Genomic DNA, 22,173 nt, shown 5'->3' on the forward strand with positions numbered 1-22,173 from the left:
TTAATTGCGCATACAGATTTTGATTGGAATACCCCTAATCGTGTCCGTTCAGTTATCAGCGCCTTTAGCTCGCAACCAACGGTACTATGGACAGCAGAGGGTCTGAAGATGTATACAGACGTCATCGAAAAGCTCGATGATGCCAACCCTGTATTAGCGTCGCGATTACTGCAAGTGCTGGCACGCTGGAATACGTTGGCTGAGCCACGTCGTCAGATGGCGCATGAGCAGCTAACAGACTTGCGCAAGAACGTTTCATCTAAGCATGTACTTGAAAGCTTAGAAAGCGTATTAGGTGCTGCAAATAGCTGATTGATAATAGCTAGGAAATAATTTTAGCTGTAGTATTAACTTTAAAATAAAGCCAACCCCAAATTAGAGTTGGCTTTATTTGATTGAGCGTATGGCATTAATTGTCATTAAAAATTAAGCTGCTCAAGAAAATGTTTTTCTTAAAATTCTCCCGATAAAAAGCCCCTTTCGTATCAGTACGAAAGGGGCTTTTTGTTTTTTGCTTGACGATATACTATCGTTAATGGCTATTAGCGGTTTGGTAGCACATCTTTTACCATATCACGTAAGCCGCGCAATGCGGTGACAGTGCTGTCCCAGTCTAGACAGCCATCAGTGATAGATTTACCATATTCAAGCTGACTTAAATCAGCGGTTAATTTTTGATTGCCGCCCTTTAGGTGACTTTCAATCATCATGCCGATGATTGACTTATTACCATTTTGAATTTGCTCAGCGACGTTTTGGATGACCATTGGCTGTAGGTAAGGGTCTTTACCTGAGTTGGCATGGCTTGAGTCAATCATGATTTTACCATTGGTTTTGCCTTTTGCCAGCTCGTTCTCAACTTGAGCAACTGCCGTTTCATCATAATTAGGCTTGCCATTACCACCGCGAAGTACCACGTGTGCGTAAGGATTGCCTTTCGATTTGATGATAGAGACCTTACCATCTGAGGATAGACCTAAGAAACTATGACCTTCTTTAACGGCTTGCATCGCATTGACAGCAACGGTCATGCCGCCGTCAGTACCGTTTTTGAAACCCACTGGGCAAGATAAGCCTGAGCTCATTTCACGGTGTGTTTGGCTCTCGGTGGTACGTGCGCCAATCGCTGACCAGCTGATCAAATCCTGCATGTATTGCGGCGTGTTTGGATCAAGTGCTTCGGTGGCACAAGGCAAGCCTTTTTCATTCAAATCAAGCAGTAACTTGCGAGCAGTACGCAAGCCCTTTTCGATATCAAAGCTGTCATTCATATCAGGGTCATTAATCATACCCTTCCAACCGACCGTGGTACGAGGTTTTTCAAAATAAACACGCATGACGACAAATACGCTGTCTTCGATCTCTTTTGCCAATACGGCCAAGCGATCGGCATATTCATGAGCCGCTTTAATATCGTGGATAGAGCAGGGTCCAATGACCACAAACAGACGCTTGTCTTTACCATCCAAGATATTTTGGATAGTGTTTCGACCGTTTAGTACGGTTTTGTATGCGTCGTCTGATAGAGGCAGCTCAGTTTTTAGCTCAGCGGGAGTAATCAAAGGAATAAATTTTTCAATATTCACGTCGTCAATGTCTGCATTATGGGTAACTGATGTTGTCATGGTTATATATCGTCTAGCTGATTTATAGGAATATTCATTATGCGGACAAAAGTGTTGGTTGACAAGGGTAGTCCAGTAGTTAATTGACTGATAACTGGAATGAGGAAACTAAAACTTAGTTATACTTACACATGATTGAGGTTATATTTGAATTCGCAAATGCACGTTTGGTATTTCGTTTTTCTGTCTATTAATAAGGATGAATTAAGTGCTGGATGCTCAACGATCAGATTTTATGCGTGAATTTAGCTATTTGTATCATCGTCACGTATGATAGCGACCGCGATGGCTTTATGATCACACACTAAAATGATTGCACACTAACACATGAACGTCAAAAAATAGGCACAGATAAAATGTATATGTCATCAATCTCTATCATTGACTGATTGTGTTATATTTTACAACAACGATTTATTTTATTTGTATATCTTTAATATTGAGAGCTTGTCATGACAGATTCTGCTACGTCTCATACACATACTGATTCCATCAGCCAAACAGAGACGGATTTTAATAAACCTAAAACGACTGCCACGCCGCTAGTGATAGCCATTGTCGCGGGTGAAGTGTCAGGTGACAGTTTGGGCGCAGATTTTATGCAACAGATGAATAATCTGCGTGATGATATTGTCTGGGTAGGCGTTGGCGGCACCAAAATGCAAGCGCAAGGATTGCAAAGTATTTTTCCATTAGAGCGTTTGGCAGTGATGGGACTGGTTGAAGTCATGGCGCAGCTACCAGATTTGCTCAAAGCACGCCGCGAGCTATTGAGTGCGTTTAAGACGGCCAATATCGATTGGTTTATCGGTATCGATGCACCTGATTTTAACCTGCGGGTCGCTAAAAAACTCAAGCCACAAGGCGTGTTCTGTGTGCAATATGTCAGTCCTTCTATTTGGGCATGGCGTGAGTCGCGTATCCATAATATTAAAGCGGCGACCCATTTGGTATTGTGCCTCTTCCCATTTGAGCTGCCAGTCTACGAGCGCCACAACCATCCAGCAATCTGTGTGGGGCATCCGTTGCTACGAACCATTGATCAAGCATTGATAGACACGCCAATCAATCAGCGCCGTAGCGAGCTGGTCTGGCACAATGATGGTTTACAGCAGTTTTTTATTGAACGGTTTGATGATGTCAGCCAGCTTATCTGCGTGATGCCTGGCTCTCGGCGTGGCGAGATTACCGCTATCTTGCCATTGATGCTTGACGGCATTCAAAAGCTCATATTGTTAGACCCAAAGCTGTGTTTTATTATTCCAACGGTTGATCAAAATCACCAATATATCGTGCAAGAAGTCATTGATCAATGCTCAGAGCAACTGCGGGCGGCTATCGTCGTCGTTTATGATGATACTCAGCCAGAATTTAGTCAGCATGCGATGGCAGCGTCAGATATCGTGATGCTAGCCTCTGGGACAGCAACATTGGAGGCAATGCTACTTGAGCGTCCAATGGTGGTAGTTTATCAATTGAATCAGCTCACTTATCAAATTGCCAAACGTCTGGTAAAAGTGCCTTATGTAGCACTGCCTAACATTTTGGCTAATGCGCCGATTGTGCCTGAGCTTATTCAAGAGCAGGCAAGCGGAGATAATATTTGCCGTACAGTAATGCGTTTATTACAACCACGTGCTTATGCTGAGCAATTAAAAGATCTGCTGGCGACAAAGCACATGTTACAGCAGCAAAGTAATCATGAGCCGGCAAATAGCGTGATTGAACAATATTTTATGAGCGATAGTAATGCTTCCAATCTTACCTAACCTAGAAAGACTTTCTGACATGATGCAAATTCAACCTAGCCCAGAAAACCTAGCCCAGATAATTGACGTCAGTATTAATCATATCGATGTCAAAGGACAGTACATTCAATTGGCGGCGCCTATACGCTTATATGGACAGTTGAATACCTCCAAGCTGTTTGCTCAATATGAGCGCGATGAAGTGCAAAGCCCAAAACAGTCAGTATTGAAAATTGGCGTTGATGAAGCGGGGCGTGGGCCGTTACTAGGGAGTGTCAATGTGGCCGCCGCGATATTACCTGCCACTTGGTCAGGATTGATTGAGGAACAACCACTCAAAGACACGCCATTGTCAATACTGACAGACTCCAAAAAACTGAGTGAAAAAAAGCGCGATGTCCTTTATCCATTAGTTCAGCAGCATGCAGTCGGTTATATCATCGCTGATATACCAGCAGCTGTTATCGACCAAGTCAATATTTTGCAGGCAACCATGCTCGGTATGCGGTTGTGTACTGAAGCCTTGTTAGAAGCAGTTTTTAAATATCTTTCTAAAACTAAAAGTCTTGGCACATCACTTGATAAATTACAGGTAGAGACGTTGTTTGATGGTAATCGTTGTCCTGAGCTGAATACGGCTAAGATTGAAACGATGGGCATCTCGCCATCTTCTGTTGACTGCCAAGCGTGGGTGAAGGGTGATGCACGTCATACCAGTATCGCAGCGGCTAGTATATTGGCAAAAGTGAGCCGTGATGAGGCGATGTATGCCCTTGATATGCAGCATCCAGAATACGGTATTGCCAAACATAAAGGCTATCCAACTCGCGCACATATAGAAGCCATTGGAAGACATGGTGTCTTATCAGCGCATAGGCGCAGCTTTGCACCAGTGCGAAAGGCATTAGAGAGCTAATTTTAAATGACAGTATTTTGTCTAAAAATCGTCTAATGATAAAAATCTAATGCACCAACAAAAAGAAGCTATCTATCTATATTAACAAATAGACAAATTTCCAGAAAAATAATGAGCGAAAAAGTATAAAATATAATACAATATGTTATTCTCGGCATAAAGTACTGTTAAATCAACGACTAAGCTTTCATTTTGAGTTTTATTCTCACTATGAATTATACGTATTGATATTTTATAGGATGAAAAATGATGGCTAACATTCCTCAAAACAACCTTGCTATAGTGCTTTTCTCAGCAGTATTTTTAACGGCCTGCGGTGGTGGCGGTAGCGACTCTGATAATGGCTCTACAGCCAATGATCCACAGAACGAAACACAAGAAGAAGTCGTATCAGAGCCAATCACTTCAGCACCGGTAACAGCGACGCCTGATGAGCAAGATAGTGAGCCAAGCGATAGTGTTCCTATTAATGAAAGCAACGCGCCAACTGAGAATAATCCGCAAGCAGCCTTAAGTGCTAATAATCAATTCAGCCTTGCAAGAACCAGTTGTGGCTTAGGTGGTTTATCTGTTGATACAGCGCTTGATGATATTGCGATTAAGCACGCAAACTACATCAAATACGTATACGCTAATAGCACGCCAACCAGCTTTAACGCCCATGTCGAAAATAAGATCAATGATATTTCTGGTGTGACGGGTACAAACAATCCATTCTTTGGTGGCTTAGATTTCTCAGATCGCTTATCGAATGCAAACTATCGAAATGCACAATATGGCGCCACAGAAAATATTGCTCAATCTGTCTATTACAGTTCAGCAGGAAGCTTTCTAAAAACAGATGTGGTGGCAACATCAATGGCCAAGTCATTACTGGCAGCACCTTATCATTTACGCTCTTTGATGCTACCCACTTCAAGCGTTGTTGGCACAGGAATGGTTTTGTATAAGCCTGATGCCAAAAACCCAGCTCTTAATCAAGGTTATGTATTGGTTAGCCATGCCTCAGCGACCAGAGCAACCAAAGATAAGACAGTCGCAGGTGTTTTTACCTATCCCTGTCAAGGTGTGACTGGTACAGTAACTGCCCTATATAATGAGTCGCCAAACCCTGTTAGAGGGACGGGTCGCGATTTGCGTACTGATCCTATTGGACAGCCTGTTTATGTGAGTATGCCATCAGCGAACAAGATCAAAGTAAGCAACATCAAGTTCCGAGATACTCAGCGAAATACTAATGTACCGATTCAATTGATCGACTTTGAAAATGATCCGTATGTGAACACCAACTACGCATTACCAGCGAATGAAGCATTCATATTACCGTTGACTGATGCACTCAAAAGCTGTGAAGTTAAACGTAGTGCAGACCAAAGCCAGCAATGTGGTCTGTATGGCAATACAAAGTATCAAGTAAGCTTTGATATCTTGGTTGATGATAAAAACTTAGAAAATAAGTCATTCACTTTTACGACGGGTAACGTAAATTATTAGTTAAGCCGTTTAATCAATCGTACAAACAAAAGGGCTGAACCAGATCACTGGTTCAGCCCTTGTTTTATATAAAGAAACTATAAGAATGTGACGAAGTAAGTAGACTGAATAAAGTCTACTTTAAAACGATGAGTTTGGCTGTTGCAAAAAGGCTTTTTCATCCTTAGTTGAATCGCGCCCTAGTACCTCATTACGATGTGGGTAACGTCCAAACTGCTCAATAATCTCTTTATGACGATATTCAAAATCTAGCGTGGTTGCATCGTCTAATTGCTTAAATAATGGCAGATAACGGTCGTGAATCAGCGCTGACTCAGAGTGCATAAACGGTATGATCATAAATCGACGCCACTGCATCGGTAAGGTATCAAAGTATGGCTGCTGAATGGCTTCTTGTGCTAAGACTAATGCCATGCCGTCTTGGGCAAAAGCACAGGCTTGTTCGCGACATAGGTTGCGTGAAAACTGATCTAAGACAATGATTTCTGCCAGTCGTCCTGCTAGTGCTGTTATTGAACTATTGCCATCTAAAGAAGATTCTGCAAGGCGCCATTTAACGCATTCACCTTGCTTTGCTGCCTGCCAAATATCACCAAAATTATCCTTTATCTGCTTATCAAAACGATCGTTTTGTTCAAACCAACACGCTTCATTATCTTTATCAAACCAAAAATCCAATACTGCACGCGCATCCGGATCGAGATAGGTCAAATCTATACTTTTTGGATCGAGTTGAGAGGCATGGAATCGACTGGCAGAGGAGGAATAATCGGTTGAGAGTGCCATAAGATATTCTAATTATGATGAATTTAGTCTACTATAGCGCAAATATTTATATCTGTCTGTCAAGATACCAACAGCAGAGTGTCTATTAGGTAATCTATTATGAATGCAAAAAATCTAGAAAATTCTATCAATGTATCATTGCCGCCAACGCCTTACTATGTGCTTGATGAAGCGGCTATCGTTGCCAATATGAAAATCATTGCAAAGCTATGTGAGCTGTCTGGTGCAAAAGCATTATTAGCACTAAAGTGCTTTGCTACATGGGGCGTGTTTGATGTGATGCAGCCGTATTTACATGGTACGACTTCATCTTCACTTAATGAAGTCAGATTGGGCTATGAGACCTTTGGTAATAATGCAGATGCTAACAGCAATGATAAGAAAGAAACGCACGCTTATAGCGTCGCCTATAGTGCAGATGAAATCCCTGAAGTACTGAACTATGCAGATAAAATCATTTTCAACTCAATCTCCCAGCTAACTGCTTTTAAAGCGCAAGCCGCCGCACAAAACATACCTGTAGGTCTACGACTCAATCCAAAGACCAGCAACTCATCGTTTTTGATTGCTGATCCTGCACGTCCGTTTAGCCGTCTTGGCGAGCATGACAAAGATAAAATCGCAGCGGTACTTAGTGATATTACTGGCGTCATGATTCATAACAACTGCGAAAATGACAGTTTTGAAGCCTTTAATGAAAGTTTGGCAGATATCGAAGCAAGATTTGGTGATATCTTAGCGCAGCTTGAATGGGTAAGCTTAGGCGGTGGCATCCATTTTGTCGCGCCTGACTATCCGCTCGAAAAGCTCGCCGACAGACTAAAAGTATTTAGCGAAACCTATGGCGTGCAAGTCTATCTTGAGCCAGGTGAAGCGAGTATTCACGGCGCAGGTACTTTGGTGACGACGGTGTTAGACACCATGCACAATCAAAAAAACCTAGCTGTTGTTGATGCTTCGATTGAAGCACATATGCTCGACTTGCTTATCTATCGCGAATCCGCACCGATTGCTGCGATCAATAATACTGCTGTCAATATTGCATCTACTGGTAATCCAGCAGAAGCTGCACCGTCTGAAGCTAATGCTGAGTCGGCAGATCATACCATTATTTACGGTCGTTCTTGCTTGGCAGGGGATATCTTTGGTGAGTATGCGTTACCAAATAACTTACAGATAGGGGATGAGATTGCCTTTGGTAATGCGGCAGGTTATACGATGGTTAAGAAAAACTGGTTCAACGGTGTCAATATGCCAGCGATTGTCATCCGCCGTTTGGATGGCAGTATTGATATCCAACGTGAGTTTGACTATGAGGAATATAAAGCTAGCCTATCTTAAGCCTTGATAGCTTTAGCTTTTGAGACTATGCTATTGTCGGGTTTATATTTTTAATGTTTAAAAACAAAGGCTTAAACTGTGTTAGTAGACATTTTAATATCTCTACTTTTTATACATATTTTTTACCGATAAGGGAATAAAAATTGTTATAATCGCGTCGGGCAAATACTAGAGTGGTATCTGCCTGACGGGTGCGTGGGTTTTCCTCGGTCTTCCTTTTTAATTCACGCATATCATTCACTCGTTTCTGTTTTGCATAGCCGCAATCAATGGTATCGACAGGGACACAAAGGAGGATTGTTCATTGAACACAAACCAACAAGCCAAATCTAACAAAAAAGACGTACTGATCATCGGAGCAGGCGGTGTCGCTCAAGTGGTCGCGCATAAATGTGCGATGCATAATGATGTGCTTGGCGAGATCCATATCGCCTCACGTACCAAAGACAAATGCGATGCCATCGCGCAGAGCGTTAAAGAAAAAGACAGCTTCAAGCAGGCTGCGGTCTTGCATACGCATCAGGTCGATGCGATGGACAGCCAAGCACTCGTGCAGCTGATACAAGACACAAAAATACAAATACTCATCAATGTTGGCTCGGCATTTATCAATATGACCGTACTAGAAGCCTGCATTGAGACAGGTACTGCCTACATAGATACGGCTATTCATGAAGATCCACGTAAGATTTGTGAGACGCCGCCTTGGTACAACAACTATGAGTGGCAACGTAAACAGCGCTGTGCAGACAACAACGTCACTGCTATTTTAGGCGCAGGATTTGATCCTGGTATGGTCAACGCTTATGCACGCTTGGGTTATGACATGATGGATGCAGGATCTGTGACTGATATCGATATCATTGATATCAATGCGGGCAGCCATGGCAAATACTTTGCGACTAACTTTGACCCAGAGATCAACTTCCGTGAGTTCACAGGGACGGTTTACTCTTGGCAAGACAGCAAGTGGCAGTCTAACAAAATGTTTGAAGTCAAACGTACGGACGATTTGCCAGTTGTGGGTGTGCAAAACAGCTATCTGAGTGGTCATGATGAGGTGCATTCATTGTCAGCCAACTTAGATGTGCCAAACATCCGTTTTTGGATGGGTTTTGGTGAGCATTACATCAATGTCTTCACTGTCTTACAAAGCTTAGGATTGCTTTCTGAGCAGCCAGTGATGACTGCTGAAGGCCAAGAAGTTGTGCCGTTGAAAGTCGTGAAGGCGGTACTACCAGACCCAAGCTCGTTGGCACCAGAATATACAGGCAAGACCTGTATCGGTGATAAAGTTAAAGGCAAAATCAACGGCGTTGAGACGGAAGTGTTTATCTATAATGTCTCAGACCACAAAGACGCTTATAACGAAGTGGGCAGCCAAGGTATCTCGTATACTGCAGGCGTGCCACCTGTTGCTGCTGCGATGCTAGTTGCAACTGGTGAGTGGGATGCAGGCACAATGGTCAACGTCGAAGAGCTAGATGCCAAGCCATTTATCAATTTGCTCAACAAGATTGGCCTACCAACGCGTATCAAAGATAGCGAAGGCGATAGAGCGCTTGAGTTTGATGTTTAATTAGTAAATGTTATTTAGAAAAGCCTGTCTATTAGAGACAGGCTTTTTTTGTGTCTGTGTCTCGTCCTAGAATAAGTCTACAAAAAATAGAGGCTAGCAGTGCTATTACGTTCTTGCTACCATCAGTTTCTACTTTCTACTTTCTGCTTTACTCAATAACAGTGATAAAAGCGCGACACGTATAATCAGAATGAGAACATCCCATGCAACTAGAAATAAATATTATAGACGCCTTCACTGACACGTTGTTTAAAGGCAATTCTGCTGCGGTTATTGTGACAAATACATGGTTAGACGATATTTTGATGCAGTCTATTGCGTCTGAAAATAATTTGTCTGAAACGGCTTTTATCGTTGCTGATGATAACGGTGTCTATCACATTCGCTGGTTTTCACCATTGACTGAGATTGACTTCTGTGGTCATGCGACTTTAGCCGCTGCTTATGTATTGTTTAATAAAAATTCAAACGTACAGTCGATTAACTTTTCAGCAAAAGCTGTTGGCGTAATGACCGTTATTCAAACAGAAGCAGGCAAGATACAAATGGATTTCCCTAATAGAATGCCTGAAAAAATTGATGAGATTCCTGATAGCTTATTGGCAGGTCTGTCCATTGCTCCTACTGAAGTTTACCGTAATGCTCAAGCGTATTTCGTCATCTATGATTCTGAATCTGATGTGTTGAATGTTGTGCGTGATAATGAGACATTGAAGCAGCTAGCGCCTTATGATGTGGTGGTAACTTGTCAGGCCACCTCAGAAAAGTATGAGGATTATGATTTTGTCTCTAGATACTTTTGGCCAGCAAATGGTGGTGATGAAGACCCAGTAACAGGTTCGATTCATACCGGACTTGCACCTTTATGGGCCAAGCGTTTAGCTAAAAATGAATTGATTGCCTATCAAGCATCTAGTCGCGGCGGTGTGCTTGACTGTACCGTGGCAGGCAATAGAGTGCTTATTTCTGGCAATGCTGTACCATATCTGACTGGATTTATCACCGTTGAGGAGTAGATGGATTTGACAGAATTAAAAACCGTTGGACTGTTTGCGCTGACCGCATTGACTGAGATTACAGGGTGTTATCTGCCTTATCTATGGCTACGAGAAGGCAAGCCTATTTGGCTGCTGATACCTGGCGCGCTGAGTCTGGTCGCTTTTGTTTGGCTTCTGTCATTACATCCCACTGCTGCGGGTAGGGTCTATGCGGCGTATGGTGGCGTTTATATATGTATGGCCATTTTGTGGTTATGGACCGTTAATGGGATACGACCAACCATGTGGGACGTAGTGGGTTCGATAGTTGCACTAATAGGAATGGCGATCATTATGTTTGCGCCGCGCAGTGCCTAGTTAGCAACTAGTAGCTAATAGAAAACGGTTCGTCAAATGATTAGATTTGATAAACCGTTCTATATGATTAGTGTCTATATATGTAATATTAATGCTTACCTAGAAAGCTACCATTGTCTTCTTTCTTTGACTGTTTGGCGGCTTTTTTCTCTTTAGCTGTTAAAAGCGGCTTCTTTTTGACGTTCTTTTTACTGTTCTGACCTTTACTCATGGTAACTCCTTTGTAGATAACGCATACTCACCTTAAGCCAATTGAGCTGACTTAAGGTAAGTATGGTGACGACTAACATAGCCGCTTACTAAATCGAGTATAGGCTTAAGCATTAGTAATAGATAGCACTCGCACAATTCGCCTACGATTCATTTCTTTTGCTTTTTCTTTTAGCCAAACCATTGATTTAGCCAAGTTATGCGCCAACTGATTCGTTCAATTAATCATGGTATTCATAAGTGCTTACTTACGGATACATGGCGATTTGCTATAATGAATCATAAACCGATTCATAAACGCGGCAAACTCTTATTTATTAACATTTAGCACCATAGTGCTTACTGTTTTGGTCACCTTATTATGCGTATTCGTAAACTATTCAAATTTGAAAATGCTCACATCGTTCGTAACTGTAGTTCTGAACGCTGTAAGCACTCGATTCATGGCCACAGCTATCAGATTGAACTGATCCTTGAAGCCACTCGTTTAGACCATGGACAAATGGTTTATGACTTTGGTCTACTAAAGTCTTCGATCAAGGACATTATTGATAGCTTTGATCATGCTATCTGTTTTTGGAACAAAGATGATCCAGAGTATGTCGCAGCGTGTAAGAAATTTAGCGCACGTTGGATTAGCTTGCCAGTATCCCCATCGGCAGAGCAGTTCTCACGAGTGATATTCTTTTGGGCACAAGAAATACTGCGTCAGACACAGATGCAAAACGGTGAAGCAGATGTCAGTGTGTATTCGGTAATTGCCCATGAGACCGCAACGGGTTACGCGCAGTGTTTCGCCGATGATGTGGCCAATGATCAAATGGGTAAGCTGGTCTTAGAAGACTTTGAATTTAGTGAACAAGTTCGTGCTGAGTGGACGGACTCTGAGCTATACGCCAAGCTGATTCGCGGTGAAAGCTTTACTAATCCAACGGTGACTATGCAGGTACAGACAGGGCAGGTACAAACAGAGCAAGCACAGGCAGGTTCAGACTGATGCGTAACGATCAATCAATAGAAAATAGTGACACTGTGCAAACGCTGATACTGAACTCTGAGCAAGATACACAGTTATTGGCTAAGCAGCTCGCAGCGTTGCCGCTGAAGGGCAGTGTGTGGCTGGCAGGGGATTTGGGCGCTGGTAAAACTACTTTAACACGTTACTGGTTACAGGCTCTCGGTCATACTGGTGCGGTAAAAAGCCCAACGTATACTTTGGTTGAGCCTTATAGCATTGAGCAAAGCAATGGCACTATTAAGCCTGTTTATCATGCAGATTTATATCGTCTGCAAGATCCAGAAGAGTTGTCTTTTATTGGCTTTGATGAGTATCTAGATGAGCCTGAAGCAATAGTCATTATTGAATGGGCAAGCCGTGCTGATGGGTACCTACCAATGCCAACTTTGTTTATCGATATGACACAAGTTGAAAGCGATGATAATGAAGCGCGCCAAGTGACGCTACGTTTATCGAGTGCAGGGCAGTCGCAAGGACTAGAGCTAACAAGCTTCAGCATTTGAACCTTATCGAATATGACTTCACTAAAAATATGATAACTATCAATGCCAGATAACTACCCCAACACCCGTATTAAAAAACTATCGCCACTGCTGATTAATCAACTAGCAGCAGGTGAGGTCGTGGCACGTCCAGCAGCGGTCGTCAAAGAGCTGCTCGAAAATGCCATTGATGCAGGTGCCACCAATATTGAGATACGTATTACTCAAGGTGGTATGGGTATGATTGAAGTGGTGGATAACGGTGTGGGTATTCATCCTGATGATATAGTGATGGCGATTACTCGTCATGCGACTAGCAAAGTCGCCGATGTTGCGAACTTGCATGGTATTACAACATTAGGTTTTCGCGGTGAAGCATTAGCAGCGATGGCTGCTGTGTCTCGTTTGAGCTTAACCAGCAGTCATGATGATAGTGGTATTGGCCGTCAATTGCAGGTGGCTGGTGTATTAGATGATACGCCGAAGCTCACACCAGTCGTTCATAATCGTGGCACAACAATCATAGTCAAAGACTTATATTTCAATGTGCCTGCCCGCCGCGGTAATTTAAAATCTATGGCTACTGAATTTGGTCATATCGAAACAATCGTTCGTGAAGTCGCACTAGCGCGAGCCGATGTCGCACTGACGCTGTTTCATGATAATAAAAAGCGGTTATCATTGTCTGCAAATGCTACAAACGTTAACGATGCTAACCGTCTACCGTTGCCACGTCTAGAACAAGCGACTGGTATGACATTGACGGACAATGCGCTAGCAATATCGATAGATCTATCGAGTCTGGTGCAGTCGTTTGTAGAGTACGGTGATAGCACGGTTAGTCAAGCAGCAATCAGTGGCTGGTTATGGCCGATGACTGATGAGCAGATAGCATTGCCAAAGCTAATTTATGTGAATGGTCGATTGGTAAAAGAAGCATTGATTAGCAATCAGATACGTCAACTGGCTCAGAGTGCACAGTTAGCAGGTGTGGGGTATGCGCTTTATTTTGAGTTGCCAACGCAATGGTTAAATGTCAATGTACATCCATCGAAACAGCGTATCAAAATCAGCCCGCTAAACAACATCATGGCTCACTTAAACCATACGATTCGCTCACAGCTAAAAATGATCAATGCTACGCCAAAGGCTACTAGCCTCGTTAATCCAAAAGTGTCAAAAAAAGATGTCCATGTAGATACGTTGTCTGACCTGCATGTACCTAATAACCTGCCTACAGAGCACAAAAAACAGAGCAGGCAAGTGCAAGCCCCTAGGCAGTCATATCAATCTGCTTCAAGCAAACTATTTTCAGAAAAATCACCAGTTCAAAAATCAACTTCATCTTATGTCGATGAGCCGTTAAATCAAAATATCAATAGTTCGTATCGCTCATCCGAAGTGCCTACGATTTCATCCTTACCAATCTGCTTGGATATCATTGATGATATAGAGACTATTAGTATTGACTTAACCGCAACTGATAAAACCCTACCTTGGCTCTTATTTTATCATCAAGGTAAGTGTGTACTCATCAGTGCTAAAGACTGGCAGTCAAAAGTAAGCCGATTGTTTGAGTCATCTATATTTAGCAATAAGGCATTTGAAAAAGATAAAATGCCAAACAGTGCTATGGGGATTAACCATCAGCTTATTCGGATCGATTCACAAATGTCGGAACAGGATTCGATGGTTTTTGTCGTAGATCTCGCTGATATACTGACAAGAAATGCCATCAAAATCTTAGACAGCCATCGTTTAGTCACACTAATGTTATCTTCTACATCCGAATAAATCTTAAGCTGACCACTGTTTTAGCTAATTACATATTAAGAAAGGCAATTCTATGCAACATTCGTCTGATAGCGTATCTAAAAATCTGTCGGATAATAGTGTCGTGTGTCTGATGGCGCCAACTGCTAGTGGAAAAACAGCATTGGCATATGAGCTATACGATACAGGCCGTTTTGAGCTAATTTCTGTGGATTCAGCACTGATATATCGCGATATGAATATTGGTACCGCGAAACCAACAGTGGATGAGTTAACACGTTATCCGCATCATCTGGTTGATATTATTGATCCTACGCAAAGCTATAGCGTTGCTGAATTTGTCAATGATGTAGCACGTCTTATTGATGAGTGTCATGAGCGCAAAAAGATACCGCTGTTAGTAGGCGGCACTATGATGTACTACATGGCGCTACTCGACGGCCTGTCTTCAGTGCCTGATAGCGATGACAGCGTACGTGCACGCGTAGAACAATGGCGTCAAGAGGAAGGTATCATTGCTTTATATGATTATCTTGGCAGCATTGACCCAGTCAGCCATCAGCGTTTGAATGCCACGGATACTCAGCGTATTACCCGCGCGATTGAAGTCTATTTACAGACAAATAAGCCGATGAGTGAGTGGCAGCGTCAGCCAAAACAGGCGCTGGCAAATAATCCAGAGCAGCAGTGGCACGCGCTATCAGTGATGCCTAATCGTCCATGGTTGCACCAGCGTATTGAGCAGCGCCTAGCTATTATGTGGAATGAAGGACTAGTAGAAGAGGTCATTAGCTTACTTGAAAAGTATCCTTTAACGCCTAACATGCCTTCAATGCGCTGTGTGGGCTACCGTCAAGTACTAGAGTATCTGGTCCATATTGACCATGAAATATTTGATAAGCCGCATTTAGATAAAACCCAGTTTTATGAAGCTTTTGCGGTACCTGACAGTCTTACGCAAAAAAATGAAACACAAAATAGTGATACTCAATTAACTGGTCAGTCAATCCTGCTAAACCCTGAGACCGAGGCACTTGCTTGTCAGGAAATGCAAAATAAGGCATTATATGCTACAAGGCAGCTGGCAAAGCGTCAGTACACATGGTTGCGAAAAGTAATACAGCTCCCTAATGCTTCTTCAGCATTGGCAATGGGATCTGATAGTACTGCTACTAATAACACCATAGTACTAAGAACATTTGCGACAATGGAGCAGGCAAGAAATTATCTGTATTGAAAAGATGTTTCTTGCTTTTTACTTTGTAAGAATCAAACTTAATATGGGTTATTTTTGTAGAAAGCTCTTTTTAGAGATGATAGCGTAATCACAATTAGTTTCAAAAATTAGCATAGATAGCTGTTATAATTTAAATTCGCTGAAAATGCAGTATGAAATAAATATAATAACCATCGGTTGACATTTGTAGATAAAAATAATTAATGAAACAAGTAGTTACTTAATTGTTTACAATAATAACGTATTCACGATAAAGTGGAATAACTTAAGAACAATGAATATTTATTTAGATACGTTTTATAAAGAAAACATATTATTGTATCTACCTTTTAGCCATTATAATTAAATTGACACTTAGAATAATTGGCACTCAAAACATAACTATATAATATTTAGGAGAGATTTCATGTCAAAAGGACAAACTTTACAAGATCCATTCTTGAATTCGCTGCGCAAAGATCGCATTCCTGTCTCTATTTTCTTGGTTAATGGTATCAAGTTGCAAGGCCAAATTGAATCGTTCGATCAATATGTTGTACTCCTCAAAAATACGGTTAGTCAAATGGTATATAAACATGCCATTTCAACCGTAGTGCCAGCTCGTAACCCGCGTAGTAGTACGACCACTACAGGTACTGGCGCTCAACCTCAAGGATCAGCGCAAACTGGCTATCAAGGTGGTGGGTTTGAGCGTGGTGGCAATCCTGTTGCGGGCGGTTTTGAAGAGCGTGGTTTTGCTTCTAGTCGTAGTGGGTTTAATCGCGGTGGGTTTAGTCAAGGTCAAGAACGTGGCTTTGAGCGTGGGAACTTTGTACAAGGGCAGGAACGCGGTTTTGAGCGCGGCGGCTTTGGACAGGATCGTGGCTTTGATGCATCAACATACAGTACAGGCTTTGAAGAAAAGCCAGACAACGGATCAGATGATACCAATAGTTAATTAGCTGCACGCATTGAGTGTATTATCTAACTATACATTAAGAGACATGATTTAGACGATTAAGACCTACTGTTACAGTGGGTTTTTTTTATATAAATAAGCAGATAGTTACTGTAAAAAATAATGGCTGCCGCCATTATATAAATGGTAGGCCATTATTAATATGAAACAGAGTATAGTAAAATACTAGATTGATTCATTATAAAAATAGAGCAGATTTATGAGCGATACTACAACTGATTTGACCCATGAGCAGTTTATCACAACGGCTATTGACGCGATTAATACTGAGATATCTGCATTAGCATTGTTGACAGAGCAGATAGATGACAGGTTCGCACAAGCATGTGATGTTATTTTGGCTTGTCAGGGTCGAGTGGTAGTAACGGGCATGGGTAAATCAGGATTGATTGGACGTAAAATAGCAGCGACTTTTGCTTCGACGGGTACGCCTGCTTTTTTTATGCATCCTGGTGAGGCCGGTCATGGCGATTTGGGCATGCTGGTTAAAGGTGATGTACTGCTTGCTATCTCGAACTCTGGCGAATCAGATGAGATTAAGATGCTACTGCCAGTGGTCAAACACTTGAACATCCCTCTAATCAGTATCAGCCGTGATAAACGCGGTATGCTGCCACGAGCGGCTGATATTGTCTTGACCCTTGGCCACTCACAAGAGGCTTGTCCGCTCAATCTTGCCCCTACATCGAGTACAACGGCCACCTTAGCGTTAGGGGATGCTCTAGCGGTCGCCTTGGTACATGCACGTAACTTCACTTCTGAGGACTTTGCATTATCGCATCCAGCGGGCGCATTAGGTCGTCAACTATTGACGCGTGTCGAAGATTTAATGCATACCAAGTCAGAGGACTTACCCTTGATTCACCAGCAAGCATCACTACAGCAAGCACTGTTTACGATGTCTGCTGGACGCTTAGGGATGACCGTGGTGACTGACGATAATGATAAAGTCGTTGGGGTCTTCACAGATGGTGACTTACGCCGTGGTCTTGAAAAAGGTATCGATCTACAAACGCCGATGAATGAGGTAATGGTCAGTAACCCACGCCATATCAGTAAAACAATGCGCGCATCGGATGCCTTAAGTGTCATGAATGAAAATGGTATCAGTCAGTTACTAATTATTGATGATGAAGATCGTTTAGAAGGAGTCATTACTGTTCATGATCTATTACAAGCTGGTGTAAAGTAATTCATTAATAGTTGATAGAACGATTGGTTTTTCATATAAAATAGTTAGAAAAATATTCGTCAAAAAGAGACAAATAATGCAAGATTTAATAAAAAAAGCCGGACAAGTAAAGCTATTGGTCATGGATGTCGATGGGATTTTATCTAATGGTCAAATTATCTATGACGCTAATGGCATCGAAACCAAAGCGTTTTCAGTACAGGATGGCGTGGGCGTTAAGTCTCTAGCGCGTTATGGCATTTTAACTGCTATTATTACTGGGCGTAGCAGCGCTATGGTTGATAAACGTGCAACAGAAATGGGTGTCAATTACGTGGTACAAGGACGGGATGATAAGCTCATTGCACTAAAAGAGTTGTTATCGTCTCTTGACCCTGAGCTCAATATTACTGCTGCCGACTGTGCTTATATGGGTGATGACTTACCAGATATTAAAGCGATGCAAACGGTAGGGTTTGCAGCAACCGTCCCAAATGCACACGCGGAAGTCATAAAACGTAGCGATATGGTCACTACTCGAGCAGGTGGCACTGGTGCAGTACGTGAGGTATGTGATCTCATTTTAAAGGGTCATGGACATTATCAAGACTTTATCGCACATTATACGCTTGATGAAACTCAAGCTCAGGATGAACTGTCGTGAATACACGTGTTCTCATTATATTAGCGTTGATTATTGCTGGTATTGCGGGCTGGTTTTTCCAGCAGCAAGGGGATGTATCGCCACCAGTCAATATCGAGACGACAGATGTCGATTATGAAGCCACTGATATCAAAGCAGTTCAGACAAATGAGCAAGGTGAAACTGAGTATGAACTTACTGCTGAGTCTTTGACGCATAATCCTGAAACCAATCAGGATGAGATGTCAGGCATTACGATGAATTGGGAGCCGTCAACAGAGCAGCGCTACCGTATTCAAGCAGGTAGTGCAGCCATCAGTCAGCAAACAGGGGAGTTGAGCTTATCAGGTGGCTTTACACTGGTTAGCGAAGGTAATAAAGAGGCGTCTGATATTGAGCCAATAAAAGTGACTGGTAGTACCCTAAAAGGCAATACAAAGTCCGGTCAAGTGTATAGCGATGAGCCTGTCAAAATTGAGCAAGGGATGAATCGTTTTGAAGCATCCAGCATGACCGCCAATCTGGAGACAGGTGAATATGAGTTTGGGCAAGTTGCTGTCGCTTTTACGCCCGCTGATCGTCAAGACAAAGCATTATTTTAAACTAGCGCTTTTTACTACATTAAAACAGCAGCTAGCATAAAGTTTGCAAATCCTATCACCAATTATGAAACGAGTTATTATATGAAATCTAAATTTTTGCCTACTTTATGCGCATCAATCTGCCCACATAAGCTACGTGTTGTTCCAACGTTCATGTTATTAGCCCTACCGTTGTATAGCCATGCCTTGCCATCAGATGCCAATCAGCAAATCAAACTGCTAGCGGATAAGGCCACTTATAGTGAGCGTACGGGCGTTACTAGTTACTCAGGTAATGTCATCATTACTCAAGGTACTTTTAAAATGACTGCGGACAATATCACAGTCAACCTCTCGCAGCAGCGCAGCATTAATTCAGCGGTAGCGACGGGTCGTCCAGCCACTATGCAGCAGGTTGTGACGCAAGAAAAAGGCTTAGCAAAAGGTCAGGCAAATAAGATTGATTATAACGCGGTATCTGGCATTATCACCTTAACAGGAAATGCCAAGCTGGTTCAGAATGGGGCAAGTTTTGCTGGTAATGTCATTCGTTATAGTCTAAAAGCAGGTGATGTAGAAGCGACCGCTGGTGGTAATCAGCGAGTAGAATTGGTATTCCCACCAAACAATAATACCAACCAAAGTGGCGTACGCTAATCTAGCTAACCAAAGCATAAATAGGTTTTTGGTAATATCTGAGTATCCGAATATCGTGAAAGCAAGAGTAAGCTATGAGTGACAATAAAAATATAGATTCTTCAGTATCGAATAGTAATACGGCGCCTGTCGCTCGCTTGACTATGCAAAATTTGGGTAAACGTTACGGCAAGCGCTGGGTTGTCAAAGATGTCTCGTTTTCTGTTGAGCAAGGCCAAGTTGTTGGGCTGCTAGGCCCGAATGGTGCTGGTAAAACGACCAGTTTTTACATGGTAGTGGGACTGGTCAACATGGATAAGGGCCGTGTCACTCTAGGAAAAATGGATCTGTCTAAATACGCTATGCATGAGCGTGCTCGTGCTGGCATTGGTTATTTGCCGCAAGAAGCGTCGATTTTCCGTAAATTATCGATCGAAGACAATATATTAGCCATTTTGCAGACTCGTACAGAGTTAAGTAAAGCTGAGCAGCAGCAAGAGCTTGAAAAACTGATTGGCGAATTCCATTTAGAACATGTACGTACCTCACTGGGAATGAGTGTGTCAGGCGGCGAGCGTCGTCGCTGTGAAATTGCTCGTGCGCTAGCAGCGGATCCTAAATTTATCTTATTGGATGAGCCGTTTGCCGGTGTAGACCCCATTTCTGTTGGCGATATCAAGGATGTTATTTTGACACTGAAAAATCGTGGTATTGGTGTGTTAATCACTGATCACAATGTTCGTGATACGTTAGCCATCTGTGAAAAGGCTTATATCGTTTCAGAAGGGGCTATCATTGCCGAAGGTACTTCATCGGAAGTCTTAGAAAATGATCTGGTGAAATCTGTTTACTTAGGTAAAGATTTTCAAGTATAGCTCGCCGCGCTAAATCATTTTTACTCATATTTTTATCTACACGAACTGCTGGTTTTAGCATTGCGACTAACTTATAAAGCCAGCAGTCAACATCTTCATTATATTTAGAATAACCTACGCTTAGCGTTCTCCCTTCTATCAAATACAGCTTTCGATACTCACAACTGGCTGATCGCGACAAACACTCTTACATTCCCACTCATCAAAGAGCGTACGATATTTTATTCATTATTCTCGACTAATCATCTGAATAAGGCTCATCATTTATGGCAAAAAATAAAAGCAGTTATGTCTGTCAGCATTGCGGTGCGCATTTTGGCAAATGGGCAGGGCAGTGTACCGATTGCGGCGAATGGAATAGCTTGGTAGAAGCGCCAAATGTCAGTATGCCGCATCACAATAAAGGTACCGCCAAGCCTAATGCCAGCCGATCCACTTCTCGTAGTACTGCTGCACCAGCTGGTAACTACTCTGGCACTCACAGCGCCGTTATGCCACTTAACGCAGTCAGTGTGACGTTAGACACACGCTTGCCAACAGGTATTAGTGAGTTTGATCGTGTGCTGGGTGGTGGATTGGTAGCTGGTTCTGTCGTACTAATCGGTGGTGACCCTGGTATTGGTAAGTCAACCATATTGTTACAGACTGCGACCAATATGGCACGTGCCGATTCTTTGGCAGGTAGCGCGCTTTATGTGACTGGCGAAGAGTCACTTGCACAAGTAGCTATGCGTGCCAAACGCTTAGATTTACCTGCTGATAGACTTCGCGTACTCGCAGAAACTAATGTGGAAACCATTTGTGCGGCCTTAACCCAAGAGCAGCCAGCCATTGCTATTATTGACTCTATCCAGACTATTTATACTGACGCCATCAACTCTGCACCAGGCGGTGTCAGTCAAATCAGAGAGTCTGCCGCGATTTTAACGCGCTATGCGAAGCAAACAGGCACAGCGCTATTTTTAGTGGGCCATGTGACTAAAGAAGGCACTTTAGCAGGCCCACGTGTACTTGAGCATATGGTCGATACGGTATTGTATTTTGAAGGTCAGTCTGACTCACGTTTTCGAATGATTCGTGCGGTCAAAAACCGTTTTGGCGCGGTTAATGAGCTGGGTATTTTTGGCATGACTGACATGGGGCTCAAAGAAGTCGCCAATCCATCAGCGATATTTTTGAGCCGTTATGATAAGCCCGTTGCTGGATCTGTCGTTATGGTTAGCCGTGAAGGGACTAGGCCTTTACTGGTTGAGGTACAAGCGTTGGTGGATGACTCCCAAGGACAGCCCAGACGCATGGCATTGGGTTTGGACTTCCAGCGTTTGTCCATGCTACTAGCAGTGATGCATCGTCATGGTGGCATTCATACCAGTGGACAAGACGTGTATGTCAACGTTGTTGGTGGCGTCAAAGTCATAGAGACTGGATCTGACTTAGCAGTGCTGTTGGCATGCGCCTCAAGCATCAAAGAAATGCCATTGCCATCGTCATTAGCAGTTTTTGGTGAGGTCGGTTTATCTGGTGAAATCCGTCCAGTGCCCAACGGTCAGGAACGTTTAAAAGAAGCGATGAAGCATGGGTTCAAACATGCGATTATTCCGAAGGCCAATGCACCTGCTAAAGATGCGCCTCAATTTAAAGGAATCAATGTGATTGCTGTTGAACGTCTTGACGATGCTATCGAAAGTGCCTTTGAGTTATAGGTAGTCTTGGGAAATATAAAGGATGTTATCAAAAAGCGCCTA

The 22,173-nt window shown here is 42.7% G+C and carries 22 protein-coding genes; 19 read left to right on the plus strand and 3 right to left on the minus strand.

Features of this window, described 5'->3' with window-relative positions; genetic code table 11:
• A partial coding sequence (locus I3255_RS12180) for an aminopeptidase N C-terminal domain-containing protein (protein ID WP_238039057.1) occupies positions 1 to 312 on the plus strand: 312 nt, incomplete at its 5' end.
• Positions 313 to 542: 230 nt separating this feature from the next.
• On the opposite strand, the gene I3255_RS12185 is transcribed toward I3255_RS12180, so the two are convergent.
• On the minus strand, positions 543 to 1,625 hold the full coding sequence (locus I3255_RS12185; protein ID WP_238039058.1) for a 3-deoxy-7-phosphoheptulonate synthase: 1,083 nt from the start codon (positions 1,623 to 1,625) through the stop codon (positions 543 to 545).
• A gap of 452 nt (positions 1,626 to 2,077) precedes the next feature.
• Between I3255_RS12185 and lpxB the strand changes: the two genes are divergently transcribed.
• From lpxB to I3255_RS12200, 3 genes are all read left to right on the plus strand, one after another.
• The gene (gene lpxB / locus I3255_RS12190; protein ID WP_238039059.1) at positions 2,078 to 3,394 is read left to right on the plus strand and encodes a lipid-A-disaccharide synthase; all 1,317 of its coding nucleotides are present in this window, start codon (positions 2,078 to 2,080) and stop codon (positions 3,392 to 3,394) included.
• A gap of 19 nt (positions 3,395 to 3,413) precedes the next feature.
• Positions 3,414 to 4,289, plus strand: coding sequence for a ribonuclease HII (locus tag I3255_RS12195; protein ID WP_238039060.1), 876 nt, complete (start codon positions 3,414 to 3,416; stop codon positions 4,287 to 4,289).
• 249 nt (positions 4,290 to 4,538) lie between these two features.
• Positions 4,539 to 5,783 (plus strand): CAP domain-containing protein, encoded by a 1,245-nt coding sequence (locus I3255_RS12200; RefSeq protein ID WP_238039061.1) that lies wholly within the window; start codon positions 4,539 to 4,541, stop codon positions 5,781 to 5,783.
• A 120-nt stretch (positions 5,784 to 5,903) separates the two neighbouring features.
• Here the strand turns inward: I3255_RS12200 and I3255_RS12205 are convergent, their stop codons facing one another.
• The gene (locus I3255_RS12205) at positions 5,904 to 6,569 is read right to left on the minus strand and encodes a DUF924 family protein (RefSeq protein WP_238039062.1); all 666 of its coding nucleotides are present in this window, start codon (positions 6,567 to 6,569) and stop codon (positions 5,904 to 5,906) included.
• A 99-nt stretch (positions 6,570 to 6,668) separates the two neighbouring features.
• Here I3255_RS12205 and I3255_RS12210 point away from each other — a divergent pair, with 99 nt between their 5' ends.
• The 4 genes from I3255_RS12210 to I3255_RS12225 all read left to right on the plus strand — a co-directional run bounded on the left by I3255_RS12210 (position 6,669) and on the right by I3255_RS12225 (position 10,844).
• The gene (locus tag I3255_RS12210; RefSeq protein WP_238039063.1) at positions 6,669 to 7,910 is read left to right on the plus strand and encodes a carboxynorspermidine decarboxylase; all 1,242 of its coding nucleotides are present in this window, start codon (positions 6,669 to 6,671) and stop codon (positions 7,908 to 7,910) included.
• Positions 7,911 to 8,214: 304 nt separating this feature from the next.
• Complete coding sequence (locus I3255_RS12215) at positions 8,215 to 9,489, plus strand: saccharopine dehydrogenase family protein (protein WP_238039064.1); 1,275 nt, start codon at positions 8,215 to 8,217, stop codon at positions 9,487 to 9,489.
• A gap of 203 nt (positions 9,490 to 9,692) precedes the next feature.
• Positions 9,693 to 10,505, plus strand: coding sequence for a PhzF family phenazine biosynthesis protein (locus I3255_RS12220; RefSeq protein WP_238039065.1), 813 nt, complete (start codon positions 9,693 to 9,695; stop codon positions 10,503 to 10,505).
• A 6-nt stretch (positions 10,506 to 10,511) separates the two neighbouring features.
• Positions 10,512 to 10,844, plus strand: coding sequence for a YnfA family protein (locus tag I3255_RS12225; RefSeq protein ID WP_238039066.1), 333 nt, complete (start codon positions 10,512 to 10,514; stop codon positions 10,842 to 10,844).
• A gap of 88 nt (positions 10,845 to 10,932) precedes the next feature.
• Here the strand turns inward: I3255_RS12225 and I3255_RS14895 are convergent, their stop codons facing one another.
• Positions 10,933 to 11,055: a hypothetical protein gene (locus I3255_RS14895; protein WP_269117323.1), complete on the minus strand. Its 123-nt coding sequence runs from the start codon at positions 11,053 to 11,055 to the stop codon at positions 10,933 to 10,935.
• Between the two features lie 360 nt (positions 11,056 to 11,415).
• Here I3255_RS14895 and I3255_RS12230 point away from each other — a divergent pair, with 360 nt between their 5' ends.
• The 11 genes from I3255_RS12230 to radA all read left to right on the plus strand — a co-directional run bounded on the left by I3255_RS12230 (position 11,416) and on the right by radA (position 22,131).
• Positions 11,416 to 12,051 carry a 6-carboxytetrahydropterin synthase gene (locus tag I3255_RS12230; RefSeq protein ID WP_238039067.1) on the plus strand — a complete coding sequence of 212 codons (636 nt, stop codon included), beginning with the start codon at positions 11,416 to 11,418 and terminating at the stop codon, positions 12,049 to 12,051.
• Complete coding sequence (gene tsaE / locus I3255_RS12235; RefSeq protein WP_238039068.1) at positions 12,051 to 12,575, plus strand: tRNA (adenosine(37)-N6)-threonylcarbamoyltransferase complex ATPase subunit type 1 TsaE; 525 nt, start codon at positions 12,051 to 12,053, stop codon at positions 12,573 to 12,575. Before I3255_RS12230 ends, tsaE begins: the two co-directional genes overlap by 1 nt.
• A 42-nt stretch (positions 12,576 to 12,617) precedes the next feature.
• Positions 12,618 to 14,348 (plus strand): DNA mismatch repair endonuclease MutL, encoded by a 1,731-nt coding sequence (gene mutL, locus I3255_RS12240; protein WP_238039069.1) that lies wholly within the window; start codon positions 12,618 to 12,620, stop codon positions 14,346 to 14,348.
• Between the two features lie 52 nt (positions 14,349 to 14,400).
• Positions 14,401 to 15,564, plus strand: coding sequence for a tRNA (adenosine(37)-N6)-dimethylallyltransferase MiaA (gene miaA / locus I3255_RS12245; protein ID WP_238039070.1), 1,164 nt, complete (start codon positions 14,401 to 14,403; stop codon positions 15,562 to 15,564).
• Positions 15,565 to 15,970: 406 nt separating this feature from the next.
• Positions 15,971 to 16,501, plus strand: coding sequence for an RNA chaperone Hfq (gene hfq, locus I3255_RS12250; protein WP_238039071.1), 531 nt, complete (start codon positions 15,971 to 15,973; stop codon positions 16,499 to 16,501).
• Positions 16,502 to 16,721: 220 nt separating this feature from the next.
• On the plus strand, positions 16,722 to 17,714 hold the full coding sequence (locus I3255_RS12255; RefSeq protein ID WP_238039072.1) for a KpsF/GutQ family sugar-phosphate isomerase: 993 nt from the start codon (positions 16,722 to 16,724) through the stop codon (positions 17,712 to 17,714).
• Between the two features lie 76 nt (positions 17,715 to 17,790).
• The gene (locus I3255_RS12260; RefSeq protein WP_238039073.1) at positions 17,791 to 18,357 is read left to right on the plus strand and encodes an HAD hydrolase family protein; all 567 of its coding nucleotides are present in this window, start codon (positions 17,791 to 17,793) and stop codon (positions 18,355 to 18,357) included.
• On the plus strand, positions 18,354 to 18,938 hold the full coding sequence (gene lptC, locus I3255_RS12265) for an LPS export ABC transporter periplasmic protein LptC (protein ID WP_058024069.1): 585 nt from the start codon (positions 18,354 to 18,356) through the stop codon (positions 18,936 to 18,938). The genes I3255_RS12260 and lptC overlap by 4 nt, the downstream gene beginning before the upstream one ends.
• A 153-nt stretch (positions 18,939 to 19,091) precedes the next feature.
• Positions 19,092 to 19,574 (plus strand): lipopolysaccharide transport periplasmic protein LptA, encoded by a 483-nt coding sequence (gene lptA / locus I3255_RS12270; RefSeq protein WP_227511569.1) that lies wholly within the window; start codon positions 19,092 to 19,094, stop codon positions 19,572 to 19,574.
• 74 nt (positions 19,575 to 19,648) lie between these two features.
• Positions 19,649 to 20,428 carry an LPS export ABC transporter ATP-binding protein gene (lptB, locus tag I3255_RS12275; RefSeq protein ID WP_201598662.1) on the plus strand — a complete coding sequence of 260 codons (780 nt, stop codon included), beginning with the start codon at positions 19,649 to 19,651 and terminating at the stop codon, positions 20,426 to 20,428.
• A 266-nt stretch (positions 20,429 to 20,694) separates the two neighbouring features.
• A complete protein-coding gene (gene radA / locus I3255_RS12280; RefSeq protein WP_238039074.1) occupies positions 20,695 to 22,131 on the plus strand; it encodes a DNA repair protein RadA in 1,437 nt (478 codons plus the stop codon).
• The last annotated feature ends 42 nt before the right edge of the window (positions 22,132 to 22,173 follow it).

This window comes from Psychrobacter sp. Ps6 (assembly GCF_022129235.1).
Lineage (GTDB): Bacteria > Pseudomonadota > Gammaproteobacteria > Pseudomonadales > Moraxellaceae > Psychrobacter.

Coding starts and splice junctions, on each gene's coding strand:
- I3255_RS12255 (WP_238039072.1), top strand. CDS start 16,722: ATGAGCGATACTACAACTGATTTGACCCATGAGCAGTTTATCACAACG.
- mutL (WP_238039069.1), top strand. CDS start 12,618: ATGCCAGATAACTACCCCAACACCCGTATTAAAAAACTATCGCCACTG.
- I3255_RS12230 (WP_238039067.1), top strand. CDS start 11,416: ATGCGTATTCGTAAACTATTCAAATTTGAAAATGCTCACATCGTTCGT.
- I3255_RS12185 (WP_238039058.1), bottom strand. CDS start 1,625: ATGACAACATCAGTTACCCATAATGCAGACATTGACGACGTGAATATT.
- lptB (WP_201598662.1), top strand. CDS start 19,649: ATGAGTGACAATAAAAATATAGATTCTTCAGTATCGAATAGTAATACG.
- I3255_RS12195 (WP_238039060.1), top strand. CDS start 3,414: ATGATGCAAATTCAACCTAGCCCAGAAAACCTAGCCCAGATAATTGAC.
- tsaE (WP_238039068.1), top strand. CDS start 12,051: ATGCGTAACGATCAATCAATAGAAAATAGTGACACTGTGCAAACGCTG.
- I3255_RS12220 (WP_238039065.1), top strand. CDS start 9,693: ATGCAACTAGAAATAAATATTATAGACGCCTTCACTGACACGTTGTTT.
- I3255_RS12200 (WP_238039061.1), top strand. CDS start 4,539: ATGGCTAACATTCCTCAAAACAACCTTGCTATAGTGCTTTTCTCAGCA.
- lpxB (WP_238039059.1), top strand. CDS start 2,078: ATGACAGATTCTGCTACGTCTCATACACATACTGATTCCATCAGCCAA.
- miaA (WP_238039070.1), top strand. CDS start 14,401: ATGCAACATTCGTCTGATAGCGTATCTAAAAATCTGTCGGATAATAGT.
- I3255_RS14895 (WP_269117323.1), bottom strand. CDS start 11,055: ATGAGTAAAGGTCAGAACAGTAAAAAGAACGTCAAAAAGAAGCCGCTT.
- lptA (WP_227511569.1), top strand. CDS start 19,092: ATGTTATTAGCCCTACCGTTGTATAGCCATGCCTTGCCATCAGATGCC.
- I3255_RS12205 (WP_238039062.1), bottom strand. CDS start 6,569: ATGGCACTCTCAACCGATTATTCCTCCTCTGCCAGTCGATTCCATGCC.
- radA (WP_238039074.1), top strand. CDS start 20,695: ATGGCAAAAAATAAAAGCAGTTATGTCTGTCAGCATTGCGGTGCGCAT.
- hfq (WP_238039071.1), top strand. CDS start 15,971: ATGTCAAAAGGACAAACTTTACAAGATCCATTCTTGAATTCGCTGCGC.
- I3255_RS12260 (WP_238039073.1), top strand. CDS start 17,791: ATGCAAGATTTAATAAAAAAAGCCGGACAAGTAAAGCTATTGGTCATG.
- I3255_RS12210 (WP_238039063.1), top strand. CDS start 6,669: ATGAATGCAAAAAATCTAGAAAATTCTATCAATGTATCATTGCCGCCA.